Origin of the sequence: Exiguobacterium sp. RIT594, assembly GCF_003339585.1 — a bacterium.
Lineage (GTDB): Bacteria > Bacillota > Bacilli > Exiguobacteriales > Exiguobacteriaceae > Exiguobacterium_A.
Genome location: NZ_QPKF01000001.1, coordinates 79,432 through 94,587, shown reverse-complemented (window position 1 = coordinate 94,587; position 15,156 = coordinate 79,432). Strand labels below are relative to the sequence as shown.

Genomic DNA, 15,156 nt, shown 5'->3' with positions numbered 1-15,156 from the left:
CGTACCGATTATAGCGCATTGGGCCAGTTAATCAACTATAATGTTTGAACTTTTTAAAGGTTCATTTGACAGCGATAACGCTTACACCTACAATTAATATCAGGTACTAAAATAAGGAGGAAACAGCATGAAGATTGCATGGATTACAGATAGCACGACGATTTTGCCCGATTCGATTTCTCAGCATGAAGACTTGACCGTCGTCCCTCTTCTCGTCATGAAAGACGGCGAAAGTTTCACGGACGGTGTCGACGTCCAGGCCGAGACCGTCTATGAATGGATTGATGCGAAACATAAGGTTACGACCAGCCAACCATCCATTGGCACGTTCACGGAACGCTATGAACGGTTAAAAGAGCAGTATGATGTCGGCTTTGCCATCCATCTTTCAAGCGAATTGAGCGGGACGTATAACGCTTCTGTTCAAGGTGCTGAAATTGCCGGGTTCCGGCTGATTGCGATTGATTCCCGTTGCGGCATCTATCCGGCAGGTCAATTGCTGGCGGAAGCGATGCAACTGGCAGCAGACGGGATGTCAGTCGAAGAAATCGAGCAGTATATTTTAGAGCGCCGCTTCGACCACCACATCGAGTTCACGGTTGCGAACCTCGATCAGTTGCAGGCAGGCGGACGGATTTCCTCGACGAAAGCTTTTGTCGGTAATTTACTTCAGTTACGCCCGCTGTTTCATTTTGAGGAGGGCAAAATCGTTCCGTATCAGACGGTTCGAACTTTTAAGAAAGCCCACGCCAAGATTTATGATCACCTGGTCGAAATGCTTGAGAGTGGAACGGTCACCGATGTCTCGTTATTTCACGCGACTGCCTATGATTTGGCACTTGAATGGAAAACGAATCTCGAAAAGCGGTTCGATGTCACGGTTCGCATCGATAACTTAACGCCTGTTCTCGGCTCGCATACCGGTAATCCGGCCATCGGCATGTCCTTCTTAAACCCGACGAGCCGACGCTGATGTCTAAAGAGTCGACAATCCGGGTAAACCTCCTTTAGAGATTAAAGGAGGTTTTTGGATTGAAAAACAAATGGATTTGGCTCAATTGGCTTGGTTTTGTCTTTACGATCGCCGTTAATGCACTCGATGGCGGAAAAACAGGTCGGATTTCGGATACGATCAGCACTTATTTTAAACCCGCAGGTTATGCTTTCTCGATTTGGGGACTCATCTATCTTGTGTTACTCGTTTGGCTCATTATGCAAACGATTCCGAAGTTCAAAGAACATGACATCGCCAAAAAAATCGGACCGTGGTTCTTGATCAGCTGTCTGTTCAATGCTGGTTGGATCGTTACGTTCTCATACAAACTGTTCCCGTTGTCTGTCGTCGTCATTGCCGGTCTTTTGATTTCACTGATCGTCATCTACTCAAAAATCGACCGCGAGACAAAAGCGTTACGTTTTAAATTACCGTTTTCACTTTATCTCGGCTGGGTCTCGGTCGCGACGATTGCGAATATCTTCTTGACGATCGACACTGAAAACATCAACTCATGGCTCGGAATCGGAGATGCCGGTTGGACGATGATCATGCTTGGTGTTGGTGTCGTTCTCGCCTTGTTGTTCATGTTCGCCAATCGCGATCCGATTTATCCACTCGTTTTCGTCTGGGCATATATCGCGATCAACTTCCAGTCGGATAACGGACTTGTCGATACGGTCGTGCTCGGAAGTGTCGTCGTTCTGCTTGCCGGATATGTCTTCCTGCTCGTCCGGATGCGTCGTCAGGTTCAACTGAGCAAGTAACGTTATTTTCTTTGCTGTTCGTCGTATACTGGTATCAAAGGAGTGAATGTCATGCAGATTACATTTACAGAAGCTGCACTTGATCGGATCGATCAATTACGCGGTGATACGGAAGGTCAATTGCATCTTTATTATGATACCGAAGGATGCGGTTGCGGGAACTCAGGCATCTTCAGTATTCGTCTTGTCTCCGCCGCAACGGATGAAGACATGACGATTGATTCGAATGTCGGACCTGTCCTCGTCAAACGGTGGTCAAGTCATTTCCTCGACCAGGACATGACACTTGATTATAATCCTGAGAAAAAATCATTGATCCTAAAAAGTGATGGTCAATACTTCAATACGAACGTCCTCGTTACCGATCAGACCGGCTGCCAGCTGACAGCCAACCGGTAAGACGACAAAAAAAGGCAGCTTCCCTCGTGGAAAGCTGCCTTTGTAGTGTGATGGACAGACAGGTACTGGATTGAGTAGAGAGCTGAGCAACCATCGAAATGTACGGCGATTCTGTCTGCATCTTGCACAAGTCGAACAAATTCCTGCCCGGAATCTGTTCAAGAAGCCATTGCGTCCCCCATGATCACACACATAGTCCTCGTGTGCTTATCTAGTATACGTAAAAAAGGACGGATTGGATTGGCCGGATGCGCTATCAGACTACATCCAAAACCGTTCGTTCGATTGTCTGTTGGTCCAGATCCTTGACCTTAACCGGACGGCTGTAATAATAGCCTTGTCCATAGTCACAACCGAGTCGTTTCAGAAATTCATGTTGTTCCAGCGTCTCCACGCCTTCCGCCACCACTTCAATCCCAAGACTCTTCGCAAGCTGGATGATCATTTCGGTAATCGCCGTCCCCCGCTCGTCATGCGGTACTTCGTCAATGAACGATTTATCAATCTTTAAGATATCGATTGGCAGATGCTTTAAGTGAGTCAAAGAAGACAGACCCGTTCCGAAGTCATCGAGTGCAATCGTCAAACTCAATTGCTTCAGCTCTCCGAGCATCAACAAGGCCCGTTCGAGATTCTCCATCACGGACGTTTCCGTAATTTCCAGTTGAAGCTGCAGTTCTCCGCCATTCTTCAACGAATGATGAACGATTTCCTTAATCATCAGATTGTGCGATTCCGACCGGAAATGCATCGCCGACAAGTTGACGGAGACTTGTCGGATGAAGTGGTCTTCTTCCCGCCACTCTTCCATTTGCTTGACGGTTTCCTGCAGCACCCACTGGGTCAGCCGATGGATCAGACTGTACTTTTCAGCGAGCGGGATAAACTCTGCCGGTGAAATGAAACCAAACTTCGGATGATTCCAGCGAATCAGCACTTCCGCCTGCTCGACCTTGCCTGTTGCCAGCGCAATTTTCGGCTGATAGACGAGATTAAACTCTTTAAAGTCCGTCATCGCCCGGCGTAAGGAGCCGACGATTTGTTGTTCCCGGCGATCCGAATGGAGCAGTTCATCGTAGATGACGAAACGGTCCCGCCCTTCATTTTTTCCTGCACGCAAGGCACTTTCCATCTGACCGATCCGCATCTCCAGAGTATCCTCTATGTTCGGAACGATGATCCCGATTGTGGCGGTCAAATGAATCTCTTGTCCGTCCAGAAAAATCGGTTGCCGAATCGCTTCCAGGACATCCGTAAAGGCCTCTTCCAGCATTTCGGAATCGACATTTTGAATCAGGAAAAATTGAGTCCCGTTGTAGCGGATACACGCTTCATCTTCGCGAAGTAAAGCTTTGACCCGGTCCGAGAATTGCCGAATGACGGTGTCTCCCTGATCGAAACCAAACGTATCATTGATCCATTTGTAACCGTCCAGATCAAGCAACGCCATCGTCATCTGCTTTTTCGTCCGGCTGTATTGTCCATCGACTTTTGCCATATGATGATCCAGCCAACGACGGTTGTGCAATCCTGTCAAATGATCCGTGTACGCCATCATCTGTAACGCCCGCCGTTCAAGATGAATATACAGTCCGACGATCAACAGAACGATTAAAAAAACCGGGACCGCTACGTCGCTTAAGATATTTGATGTGACGGGGCTGGCTGAGACATCTACTCCCGAAGCACCGGGAACACAAAACGTCGTCCCGAGCATTCCGACATAGTGCATCGTTGAAATACCAAACCCCATTAAGATTGCAACGGGAATCAAAATTCGTTTTTTATCGACATGCCTTGTCATATACAGCAACAGGAGGGCGACATAAGCGACCGTGATGGCAATCACAATCGATAACGTGAATAACGCCGTATCATAGCGGACATCTCCATCAAACTGCATCGCAACCATGCCAAGATAATGCATCATGGCGATTCCCGTCCCCATTAACGTTCCGGCAATGATGACTTTTTTCCGTGTCAGCTCTGAATAATATAAGAGATAAAAGGCAATCCAGGCAGCCGTCACGGCGGGTACGATCGATAAGAACATCAACACCCAGTCGTATTTGACCGGTACCGCTAATTCAAATGCACCCATGCCCACGAAATGCATGCCCCAGATGGATAACCCCATCGTCAAGGAGGAAACGAACAATGCTCTTTTTTTCAAAGATACGGCTTTTGCCAACCGGCGATTTAATTCAAGTGAGGCATAGGATCCGACGATAGCGACGATGACCGATAGGATGACCAGTGTCTCTTCATAATGTTTCGTTAAGGTGATCCATTCATTCATGATAAGTGCCTCTCTTTTTTGACTGACATTCCTATTAGTATCGTCTTCTTGTCGATATTTCTTCAGTCTTCTTACGAAATTTCATCAAAATGGCCAGACTTTTTCTAAAAGGAATGGTCAAACTCGAAAAAAAGCGCACAAAAAAGGGATGCAATCAAAATCGCATCCCTTTCCATAAACTTCACTTCGCGTCATTTCAAGTGGAACGGACCATCATAACGCAACGGAAGCCACGACTTCACCGGTCGGTTTTTCCAAGTCCGGTTCAGGTTCAACCGTGATGGCGACTGCATCAATCGTTCCGTCTCCTTTGATCGGGAAGACGGCGGCTGCCTCTCCGTCCTGTTCGATGACACCGTTCGCACGGGGCGTATCACCTTGAATCGTCCAAAGTTGATACAACTCGCCCTCTTTCAGGGGCGGTAAATCTTTCAGTTGGACAAGCATGAATTCTTGATCATCTTTCGTAAAAATCATGCTCGAGCCCTTAATCGAGGCCGTACTTTCAAAGTTGCCCATTCCTTTGACTTCGTCCATCGCAAACTCTTCCGCCGGATCAGACTTATCTTGCGAAAGAAAGTAGGCGTTGGCACCAAGTGACAGGATCAAGGCAGCTGCGATACTCATGAGCCACCCGAGCGGTACCCGTTTTTTACTTTTCTTCGACCGGGCTGCCTCGAGTTCAGACACATGATTCGTTTCCTGAACAGCCGGTTTTGAAATCGGTGCTGCTGCCGGTTCATGCCCTTGTTCCGTCGATCCCAGAACTTCACCGAGAATTCTTGATTTCATGCCTGTTGGTATCGGTCGTTCCGGAAGTGATTCCGCGATGGGTAGCATCAAGTCTTGCATCTCTTGAAGCGCCTGTTTACAGTCATCACAAGTCGCCAAGTGTGCCTCGAACGCGTCGCGATCGGTAGCTGATAATGTTCCGTTGAAGTAATCGATTAAATCATGACAACGTTCTTCCATCAACGTTCCCTCCCGTCTAGTAGTTTCCGGAGTGCCTGGATGGCGCTCCTTATTCTTGTTTTTACCGTTCCAAGCGGTAAATTTAGCTGCTCTGAAATTTGTTGTTGTGTCAGTCCTTTAAAATAAACGAGTTCAATTAACTCTTGTTGATCAGGTTTCAGTTCATTGACGGCATCGCGGACTTCCGTCGCCGTTTCCCGCTGAATGACCGTCCGTTCGACCGGTTCATCATATCCGCCGTCCCGCTCCTCGACTTCAATCGTCGGTTGGCGTTTCTCGCGTCTCAGACAGTCGAGCGCTGCATTGCGGGTAATCGTTAATATCCAAGAGGAGAACTTTCCTTTATCGGTATTAAAATCGACCCGTCCGTTCCAAATCTTCATCCAGACTTCCTGGATGACTTCTTCTGATAAACGATCATTGTTCGTAAAGCGATGAGCGAATGAGAACAATAGCCTTTCATACTTGTCATACAGTACTTCGAGAGCTTGTTCATCTCCACTGCGCATCTGATGATAAAGCGATTCATCGGATTGAGTATGCATCCTTCTCCTCCTTGGTGATCAGTCAGCCTTATCATATAGTATACGCAAGCTGACGCAAAATCGTTTTAGTTTTTTCACTTTATTTCATTTTTTTGTCCACCACATCCATATTCCCTATTCCACTGAAAAATATAGCTTAAAAAGCGGTTAGATTGACAGCAATACCACGATGGGCATAGCATAAAGATATCGAACAGGCGGATTGCATCTTAGAATGGAGGAAAATGAATGGATTACGATCGTAAAATGAAGAACCGGGTCAGCCGGATCGAAGGGCAACTTCGCGGTATCTTGCGGATGATGGAAGAAGGACAAGATTGCCGTGATGTCATTACCCAACTGTCCGCTGCCCGCTCCGCCATCGACCGGACGATTGGTGTCGTCGTCAGCTCAAACCTGATTGAGTGCGTGAAAGAGGCGGAACAGACCGGCGAAGGACAGACCGAGGAATTGGTCAAAGAAGCCGTTAATTTACTGGTAAAAAGCCGCTAATCGATTCTTCGGAATCGTTGATGGTCTTGCTCTGCTTGGATGCGGTGCAAGACTTATTTTTGTTTCCCGCTGTATGTTTTGGAATCGAGATAAAAAGGAACAATAAAAGGCATGACTAAACGTGAATTAAATAGGAGGAATCGAACATGGCTACGTATCAACTCGATCAGGACCACAGCTCCATTACATTCTCAGTCAAACACATGATGATTTCAAAAGTTAAAGGAGAGTTTCGTGACTTTAGCTTTGATGTCAGCGGGGAAGCACACGATTTGGAAAATGCTTCTGCTGTCGTAACGATTCCGGTCGCTACAATCGATACACGCAGCAATGACCGGGATACGCATTTGAAATCAGCCGATTTCTTTGATGTCGAGCAGTACCCGAACATTACTTACCGTGTGACTTCGTTCAAAAAACACGCCGGTGACGAATATGAAGTGACCGGTGACTTGACGATTAAGGATGTCACGCGGACAGAAACGTTTAAGGTCGAGTATGAAGGCAGCGGTGTCGATCCTTGGGGCAATACCCGTTCCGGCTTTGAAGTCGACGGAAAAATCAAACGGGAAGACTACAACCTAACCTGGAACGTCGCACTGGAAGCTGGCGGTGTTTTAGTTGGTAGTGACGTCAAGTTCCAATTGCACCTCGAGTTCATTCACGGATAATCAAAATAGAGATCACAGTATGTGTAGGGGGAAATCAGATGACAGTTTCACTTTTTATTGATGTTGCATGTAAGACCGGGGAGTCGCCCGTCTATGACGCTAAAACAAAACGATTTTATTTCGTCGATATTCCGGGCAAGCTTCTTTTTTCATATGATTTAACGACAGAGGCTTTAAAACCGTACCAAGTACCGAGTGCCATCACATCGATCGCTTTGACGGATGCGCCGGATTTCCTTCGTGTCACGTCGGCACACGGTTTCGGCACGTTTGATTTAAAAGAAGGACACCTCTCACTGGAAACCCAATTGACGCTACCTGAATCCGACCGGATGAATGACGGAAAACTTGATCCATCAGGTCAATATGTGGCCGGAAGTATCAATGAAGAAGACGGCGAAACAGCGTCGCTTTATCGCTTGCGTCATGACGGTTCCGTCGATGTTCTCCTTGAGAACTTAACGAACTCGAACGGACTTGTCTGGTCCGAGGATGGCAAGACGCTCTATCACATCGATACGCCGACGAAAAAGGTTTATGCCTTTGACTATGCTGCGGATCAACCGTTGACGAACCGCCGGGTGGCGATCGACTTAGAGGACGAAGACGGTTTCCCGGACGGTATGACCAAAGACACGGAAGGTCATGTCTTCATCGCCCATTACGCCGGATCGTGCCTGACACGCTGGAATCTTGAAACCGGTGAAAAACTCGCCCATATCGATTTCCCGGTTTCCAACCCGACTTGCCCGATTTTATATGAAGATCGTCTACTGGTCACGACAGCAGCAGACGGGGACGATTCCGAACATGCCGGAGCCGTTTTCGAAGTAACATATTAACACATTTACTCCCTCTCGTAAGGGAGTTTTTTTGTGGACGTCTGTACTAAAACAGGCGATACTAAAACAGAAGTGTATATTATGACGAGGGAGTGTAACCGGATGCATATTTCGACGATTGAACGACTTCATCAACTGCAAACAACGCCGTCCTTCTTTCCGGTCAACTGTTACTTATTTGAAGAAGCGGACAGCCTCACCCTGATTGATACGGGGATTTCACTGAATGCCAAAGCGATTTATTCCGTCATCAAGTCGTTTGACAAACCGTTACAGTCCATCATCCTAACTCATGCGCATGCTGATCACGTCGGATCCCTTGATTTTTTAGCAAGTGCTTTCCCGCTTGCCGAAGTCTCGATCAGTTACCGGGACGCGGCTCTCCTCAGCGGCGATGAGTCGTTACGCGAAGGTGAGACGACACCGCTGAAAGGCGGCATTCCGAAAAATATCAAAACCCGTCCGGACCGGTTACTCGAAAGTGGTCAGCAGGTCGGCAGTTTAAGTGTCATTGCGTCACCCGGTCACACACCGGGTTCAATTTCCCTGTGGCATGAAGGCAGTCGGACGTTGATTGCCGGTGACGCTTTCCAAACCCAAGGCGGTTTAGCCGTGTCGGGCGACACCCGCTGGCAATTCCCCTTCCCGTCCCTTGCGACCTGGGATAAGGAAGTAGCGCTCCAATCGGCGCATCAATTGACGGAATTGACACCGGACGTCCTCGCGGTTGGTCACGGACCGCTTGTCGTCGCTCCGAGCTTTGACATGCGCCAGGCAGTCGATCGGTTCGAACAGGTCTTATCCTCGAAAAAACGAAATGGTTATGCGTAAACATCAGCCGGACAAAAAATCCGGACACCTTCCTGCTCCTCATTCCTTGATGAAGAGTAGAAGCTGTCCGGATTTTTTCTGTTGACTGTTCCCGCCGTTTACGGCATTTCGTATTGGTACAACCGGGCTTCGTACGGTGCTAATCGATTGATGTCAGCCGTATCATAATTCGTCAGAATCAGCTGCTCTTCCGGTAAGCCGAACGTCGTCGTAACCGGTTCATCATGGACGTTTAACACCACCCGCCATGTTACCCCGTCAAGGACTCGCTCATAAACATACAGGTACGGATCTTGAATGGCTAAATCACGATAGATGCCGTAAACCATGACCGGATGGGTCTTTCGTAAATCGATTAATTTCCGGTAAAATGCCAGCACGGAATTCGGATCCTGTTCCGCCGCTTCGACATTGATTTCACGGTAGTTCGGATTGACCGCCATCCATGGTGTCCCTATGGTAAATCCGGCTGCTTTGCCCGTATTCCACTGCATCGGTGTCCGTGAGTTGTCACGTGCCCGTAACTGCATCGACGACAGGACCGTTCCGGGCGATTCGCCGGCCGCAATCCGCTCGGCGTATTGATTCCGAAAGGCCACGTCCCGATAGGACTCCGGGTCCGAAAAACGAATGCCGGTCATGCCGATTTCTTCCCCTTGATAAATATACGGGATGCCCGGTAACGTATGAAGCATCAAGCCCAGTAGCTTGGCACTTTCGACGCGATACCGTTCGCTTCCGAACCGGGTCACCTGGCGTGTATGATCATGGTTGTTCAAGAACTGGGATGCGATTCCGCTTGGATAAAGCGCTTCGTACCAACGTTTCTGGATTTGTTTGAAACGCGGCAGGTCCATCGTTTCCATATCATCCGCGACCTCAAAATGAAACAAGGTTCGCAATTCGTTCCGTTCTTCCCCGACGTACAACAATCCGTCTTCCGGTCCGACAAACGGGATTTCACCGACTGTAAAGAGGTCCGTCCCCGCCAATACTTCCCGGTGCATCTCCTGCAACAACTCGTGAATGCCCGGCTGATTCCCTAAGTACGATAAATCCAAAGGATCCGCGACATCATCGTACGTCGCCCGTTTCTTGATCAGGTTGATGACATCCATCCGGAAGCCGTCGATTCCCTTGTTGGCCCACCAGCGCATCATCGAATAAACAGCTTCCCGCACAGCCGGATGTTCCCAGTTCAAGTCCGGCTGTTCGGACGCAAACGAATGGAAATAATACTGTTCGCGCGTCTCATCCCACGCCCAGGGACTCGGTGCGAAATAGGAGCGCCAATTGTTCGGCGGTGTTCCTTTGACTCCGTCCTGCCAAATGTACCAATCGGCCTTCTCGTTCGTCCGACTGCTGCGGGATTCCTTAAACCACGCATGTTGATCACTCGTATGATTGACGACTAAATCAAGAATCAATTTCAGCCCCCGTTCATGCGCTGCTGTAATCAATGCTTCCAGGTCGGACATCGTTCCCGCCTTTTTCATGATGGTATAGTAGTCGGAAATATCGTAGCCATTGTCGACATCCGGTGATGTATAACAGGGATTTAACCAGATGACATCGACACCAAGCGACGCGATGTAATCCAACTTTTCCATCACCCCGCGTAAATCGCCCATTCCATCTCCATCCGAATCCTTAAAACTGCGCCAATACACTTGATAGACAACGGCTTCTTTCCACCAGGCTCGATTCATCCCATCAGCTCCTTTGTGATTCAATCGTCTTCTAGTTCAGTGTATCAAAAACACGAAAGCCATCGGTTCTTTTTACCAAAATTAGGTGAGAATACTCCCACTTCTAAACGAAGTGAAAGTGGGAGATGAATCGCCAGCCTGTCTTTCGGGTATATTCCCTTCAAAGGAGGTGAAAAATGGTGTTGAAACACAAGGCCTACAAATTCAGAATCTATCCGACAATAGAGCAGGAAATCCTGATCGCGAAGACGATTGGCTGTTCGCGTTTCGTCTTCAACCACTTCCTGGCGAAGTGGAATGAAATGTACAAGACCACTGGAAAAGGACTGTCCTACGGCTCTTGTTCCAAAGAAATCCCCTTATTGAAGCAGGAATTCGACTGGTTGAAAGAAGTCGATAGTACATCTGTTCAAACGAGCGTCAAACACCTTGCCGATGCGTTTGATCGCTTCTTCAAGAAGCAGAATGAACGCCCTCGATTCAAGTCGAAGCGAAACCCCGTCCAGTCGTACAAGACCAACATACAGGGCAAGTCTCAACTTCCTGAAGTCTCGATTGTGTGCAAAAAGCTTAAACTTCCTAAGCTGAAATGGGTACGTTTCGCCTATTCGAAACAGATCACAGGCCGTATCTTAAATGCCACGATTAGACGCCACGCTTCAGGTAAGTATTTCGTTTCCCTGCTCGTCGAGCAGAAAATCCACGAAATGCCGAAAACCAGTTCGTCCATCGGCGTCGATGTCGGACTCAAAAACTTCGCCACCCTGTCGGACGGAACGATGTACAAGAACGATCGTTACTTCCAAACACTTGAGAAGAAACTGGTACGCGAACAGCGTAAGCTCTCCAGTCGTCAACGCATCGCTCTGAATAAAAAAGTCAAGCTTTCCGAGGCGAGGAACTATCAGAAGCAGAAGCGAAAGGTTGCACGTATCCACGAGAAGATTGCCAACAAGCGCACTGACTTCCTGCACAAGGTATCGACCGAGATCGTCCAAAACCACGACGTCATCGGCATCGAGACCTTGCAGGTGAAGAACATGCAAAAGAATCGTAAGTTAAGTAAGGCCATCTCTGACGTCAGCTGGTCAGAGTTCTTCCGCATGCTCGAATACAAGGCGGACTGGTACGGGAAAACCGTCGTGAAGGTCGGAAAGACCTTCGCATCGAGTCAACTCTGCTCGAGTTGCGGTCATCAACACAAGGACGTGAAACATCTTGGATTGCGTGAATGGACATGCCCGAGTTGCGGCATCCATCACGACCGGGATGTGAACGCAGGACTGAATCTCAAACGAGAAGCGGAACGTATCTTAGCTTCTTCAACCGTCGGGACGACGGGGTTAGCCTGATCAATTTTCGACCGTCAGGTCGGATAACTCAGGAATCCTCCACCTCTAAGCGAAGCGAAGGTGGAGGTAGTTCAACAATTATCAGCAGTTATTAAAAAACTCTTTTCTTTTTTCTGAAAATTCGTTATCCTTGACGACAATACCCAACAAGGAGGAAGACAAATGAAACATTTTGCCCCATCGATTGCGATTGATCGGTTACCCGCTCCGGTCTTCGCTGAGCTTGCCCAGCGAATTGGTTCCGTCAAAGCCGCCGGCCACGATGTCATCACGCTTGGTCAAGGAACACCGGATCAGACGACACCTGTACATATTCTAGATGCCTTGAAAGAAGCGATCAATGACGCGGCGAATCTCCAGTATCCGCCGTTTCGCGGCCATGATTTCCTCAAGCAGGCCGTTGCTGACTTTTATCAGACGGAGTTTGGTGTAACGATTGATCCGGCTTCCGAAGTCGCCATTCTGCTCGGCAGCAAAGCGGGTATCGTCGCGTTACCGCAAACGATCGTCAATCCGGGCGAAGGCGTCATCGTTCCGGATCCCGGTTACCCCGACTACCTGTCCGGTGCCGCATTAGCAGGTGCTTACCCGATCACCTTGCCGCTCCTTGCGGAAAATGCCTTTTTACCCGACTACACGCTGCTCGATACGACGGACGTCGAACGGGCCCGGATGCTGTTCCTCAACTATCCGAGTAATCCGACTGGTGCGACCGCGACGGCGGAAGCCTTTGAACAGACGGTCGCCTTCGCTGACGCAAACGAGATTTGTGTCGTCCATGACCTGGCGTACGGCGGCATCAGCTTTGACGGTCCGACCCGAAGCTTCCTCCAGACGGCAGGAGCGAAAGACGTCGGAATCGAACTGTTTTCGTTATCGAAACGCTTTAATATGTCCGGTTTCCGGATTGCCTTCGCGATTGGTAACCCGTCCGTCATCTCAAGTATCGAGACGTACCAGGAACACTTATACGTCAGTGCCTTCACACCGATCCAGCATGCGGCGACGGTTGCCCTCTCAAGCGATCAGACGTGTGTCCACGAACTCAGTGCCCTGTATGAAGCGCGTCGTGATGCCTTATTCGGTAAATTACAGGAAATTGGATGGGAAGGACCGGTCCCGGGTGGTTCGTTCTTCGTCTGGTTGCCGGTCCCGTCCGGCTTTACGTCGCAAAGCTTTACCGACCATCTGCTCGACGAAGCACACGTCGCTGTCACACCGGGACATTTCTTCGGTGAATACGGTGAAGGCTACGTCCGGATCAGCCTGATTGCCGACGCCGAACGATTGGTCGAAGCTGCCGAACGGATCGGTCAGTTAAATCTGTTTCAACAAACAGTTGCGGAATAATTCTGAAAAAATGTTTGACAAATGGGAATGATTTCCGTTACAGTAAGTCCCAACAGCATATCTACTTATCGAGAGCGACCGAGGGATTAGGCCCAACGACGTCCGGCAACCACCTTTAAGGAACGGTGCCACATCCTACAGAATGTTTCATTCTGAGAGATAAGTTACGAAATCTTACACTTCGTCGCTTTTTTCTGGTTGCTCTTAACTGGAAAAAGGCGATTTTTTTGTATAGGGAGGAAACAGCAGATGATTGAATTCAAAGGCATCACCAAACGGTTCGTACGTGACCGGACACCGATTTTCGCCCTGCGTGACGTCAACTTAACGATTCAGCAAGGAGAAATTTTTGGCATCATCGGTGAATCCGGTGCCGGAAAAAGTACGTTGCTGCGCTTGATCAACGGACTCGAAACACCGACCCAAGGAACGGTCAAAGTATCGGGTATCAAACTGTCCGATTTATCCAAAGGCAGCCTAAGAGAGTTGCGCCTGAAGATCGGAATGATCTTTCAACATTTCCAATTGATTCAATCGCGGAACGTTTCCGACAACATCGGATTTGCCTTAAAGGCTGCCGGCGTCAAACGCAGTGATTTCCCAAGCCGAATTAAAGAACTTGTCACGCTGGTCGGACTTGAAGGATTTGAGACGAACTTCCCAAGTCAACTCAGTGGCGGACAAAAACAACGGGTCGGGATTGCCCGCGCCCTTGCGAATAATCCGAGCGTCCTGTTATGTGACGAAGCCACGTCCGCTCTCGATCCGGTCACGACACTGCAAATCCTGGATTTGCTGAAGGACTTGAATGAACGGCTTGGCTTGACGATCATCCTGATCACCCATGAAATCGATGTCGTCAAACAAATCTGCCACCGCGTTGCCGTCATGGCTCACGGTGAAGTCGTCGAAGTTGCGAACACCTACGACATATTTAGTCAGCCGACCCATGATGTCACAAAACATTACGTCGATACGGCATTGCAAATCGAGTTGCCGGAACGCATTTTACGGACGACACCCGGTAAAATCATCCGCCTGCAATTCACGGGAGAAAAGACTGGTGAGAGCACGCTGTCAGAAGCGATCAAACAATTTGATATCTCCGTCAGCATCCTGCACGGAAAGGTCGATTATATTCAAAATGTCGCCTTCGGAGTCCTGATCGTCAGCTTGACCGGTCCAACACTTCACGTCAACCGAGCCCTCACTTGGCTTGAGGAGCAACTCCACACGCTTGAGGTGATCCAGGATGTGGCTTGAACGAGTTGAAACCATGTTACCGGATCTTGCGAAAGCTTTAGCGGAGACGGCGTTGATGGTCGGGATTTCCCTCGGTTTTGCGCTCGTCGTCGGGATTCCACTCGGGATTTTACTTTTCATCACGGACCGGGGACTGTTTTTCCAAAACGTCATCGTGCGCAGCATCTTGGACTTTTTCGTCAATATCGTCCGTTCGTTACCGTTCATCATCCTGCTCGTCGCCTTAATTCCGCTGACCCAACTGTTACTGGATAATACAATCGGACCAACAGCCGCTTCCGTCAGCCTGAGTGTTGCTGCGATTCCGTTTCTCGCCCGGCTGGTCGAGACATCACTCCGGGAGATTCCCCCGGGATTGATTGAAGCAGCGGAAGCGTGCGGGGCTACGCCGGTCCGGATCATCATCAGTGCCCTGTTACCGGAAGCTCTTCCCGGGATCATTCAAGCCGTGACCTTGACGACGATCAGCCTAATCGGTTTTTCCGCAATGGCTGGTATCGTCGGTGGCGGTGGCGTTGGTGACCTTGCCATCCGCTTCGGCTATTACCGGTACGATAATGTCGTCATGATCGTGACGATCGTCGTCCTCGTCATCATTGTTCAAAGTATTCAGGGGCTCGGCAATGTTCTGGCCCGTCGTGCTGATAAACGTTAACCACACATAGAGAAT

At 49.0% G+C, this 15,156-nt stretch carries 15 protein-coding genes and 1 riboswitch; of the genes, 11 read left to right on the top strand and 4 right to left on the bottom strand.

Annotated elements, in window-relative coordinates; all coding sequences use genetic code 11:
• The first annotated feature begins 127 nt into the window (after positions 1 to 127).
• From DVG79_RS00435 to DVG79_RS00425, 3 genes are read left to right on the top strand one after another with little or no spacing between them, the layout of a single operon-like run.
• Positions 128 to 973, top strand: coding sequence for a DegV family protein (locus tag DVG79_RS00435; RefSeq protein ID WP_114595015.1), 846 nt, complete (start codon positions 128 to 130; stop codon positions 971 to 973).
• Between the two features lie 59 nt (positions 974 to 1,032).
• Entirely contained in the window at positions 1,033 to 1,761 is a 729-nt protein-coding gene (locus DVG79_RS00430; RefSeq protein WP_114595014.1) for a TspO/MBR family protein, read from the top strand.
• A 51-nt stretch (positions 1,762 to 1,812) separates the two neighbouring features.
• On the top strand, positions 1,813 to 2,160 hold the full coding sequence (locus tag DVG79_RS00425) for an iron-sulfur cluster biosynthesis family protein (RefSeq protein ID WP_114595013.1): 348 nt from the start codon (positions 1,813 to 1,815) through the stop codon (positions 2,158 to 2,160).
• Positions 2,161 to 2,416: 256 nt separating this feature from the next.
• Here DVG79_RS00425 and DVG79_RS00420 read toward each other — a convergent pair whose 3' ends face one another.
• The 3 genes from DVG79_RS00420 to DVG79_RS00410 form a co-directional block, all read right to left on the bottom strand.
• A complete protein-coding gene (locus tag DVG79_RS00420) occupies positions 2,417 to 4,459 on the bottom strand; it encodes a putative bifunctional diguanylate cyclase/phosphodiesterase (RefSeq protein WP_114595012.1) in 2,043 nt (680 codons plus the stop codon).
• A gap of 213 nt (positions 4,460 to 4,672) precedes the next feature.
• Entirely contained in the window at positions 4,673 to 5,431 is a 759-nt protein-coding gene (locus tag DVG79_RS00415; RefSeq protein ID WP_114595011.1) for an anti-sigma factor, read from the bottom strand.
• Positions 5,431 to 5,976, bottom strand: coding sequence for an RNA polymerase sigma factor (locus DVG79_RS00410; RefSeq protein ID WP_114595010.1), 546 nt, complete (start codon positions 5,974 to 5,976; stop codon positions 5,431 to 5,433). The genes DVG79_RS00415 and DVG79_RS00410 overlap by 1 nt, the downstream gene beginning before the upstream one ends.
• A 228-nt stretch (positions 5,977 to 6,204) precedes the next feature.
• On the opposite strand from DVG79_RS00410, the gene DVG79_RS00405 reads away from it, so the two are divergent.
• The 4 genes from DVG79_RS00405 (at position 6,205) to DVG79_RS00390 (ending at position 8,812) form a co-directional block, all read left to right on the top strand.
• Positions 6,205 to 6,468 (top strand): metal-sensitive transcriptional regulator, encoded by a 264-nt coding sequence (locus tag DVG79_RS00405; RefSeq protein WP_114595009.1) that lies wholly within the window; start codon positions 6,205 to 6,207, stop codon positions 6,466 to 6,468.
• A 146-nt stretch (positions 6,469 to 6,614) separates the two neighbouring features.
• Positions 6,615 to 7,139, top strand: coding sequence for a YceI family protein (locus tag DVG79_RS00400; RefSeq protein WP_114595008.1), 525 nt, complete (start codon positions 6,615 to 6,617; stop codon positions 7,137 to 7,139).
• Between the two features lie 38 nt (positions 7,140 to 7,177).
• Complete coding sequence (locus tag DVG79_RS00395; protein ID WP_114595007.1) at positions 7,178 to 7,981, top strand: SMP-30/gluconolactonase/LRE family protein; 804 nt, start codon at positions 7,178 to 7,180, stop codon at positions 7,979 to 7,981.
• A gap of 102 nt (positions 7,982 to 8,083) precedes the next feature.
• Positions 8,084 to 8,812 carry an MBL fold metallo-hydrolase gene (locus DVG79_RS00390; RefSeq protein WP_114595006.1) on the top strand — a complete coding sequence of 243 codons (729 nt, stop codon included), beginning with the start codon at positions 8,084 to 8,086 and terminating at the stop codon, positions 8,810 to 8,812.
• A 98-nt stretch (positions 8,813 to 8,910) separates the two neighbouring features.
• Here DVG79_RS00390 and DVG79_RS00385 read toward each other — a convergent pair whose 3' ends face one another.
• Positions 8,911 to 10,521 carry an alpha-glucosidase gene (locus tag DVG79_RS00385; RefSeq protein WP_114595005.1) on the bottom strand — a complete coding sequence of 537 codons (1,611 nt, stop codon included), beginning with the start codon at positions 10,519 to 10,521 and terminating at the stop codon, positions 8,911 to 8,913.
• A gap of 179 nt (positions 10,522 to 10,700) precedes the next feature.
• Here DVG79_RS00385 and tnpB point away from each other — a divergent pair, with 179 nt between their 5' ends.
• The 4 genes from tnpB (at position 10,701) to DVG79_RS00365 (ending at position 15,141) form a co-directional block, all read left to right on the top strand.
• The gene (gene tnpB, locus DVG79_RS00380) at positions 10,701 to 11,873 is read left to right on the top strand and encodes an IS200/IS605 family element RNA-guided endonuclease TnpB (RefSeq protein WP_114596529.1); all 1,173 of its coding nucleotides are present in this window, start codon (positions 10,701 to 10,703) and stop codon (positions 11,871 to 11,873) included.
• A gap of 162 nt (positions 11,874 to 12,035) precedes the next feature.
• A complete protein-coding gene (locus DVG79_RS00375; protein ID WP_114595004.1) occupies positions 12,036 to 13,223 on the top strand; it encodes an aminotransferase class I/II-fold pyridoxal phosphate-dependent enzyme in 1,188 nt (395 codons plus the stop codon).
• 62 nt (positions 13,224 to 13,285) lie between these two features.
• Positions 13,286 to 13,389: riboswitch (SAM riboswitch) on the top strand.
• Positions 13,390 to 13,472: 83 nt separating this feature from the next.
• Positions 13,473 to 14,486 carry a methionine ABC transporter ATP-binding protein gene (locus DVG79_RS00370; RefSeq protein ID WP_114595003.1) on the top strand — a complete coding sequence of 338 codons (1,014 nt, stop codon included), beginning with the start codon at positions 13,473 to 13,475 and terminating at the stop codon, positions 14,484 to 14,486.
• Positions 14,476 to 15,141: a methionine ABC transporter permease gene (locus tag DVG79_RS00365; protein ID WP_114595002.1), complete on the top strand. Its 666-nt coding sequence runs from the start codon at positions 14,476 to 14,478 to the stop codon at positions 15,139 to 15,141. Before DVG79_RS00370 ends, DVG79_RS00365 begins: the two co-directional genes overlap by 11 nt.
• Positions 15,142 to 15,156 lie beyond the last annotated feature (15 nt).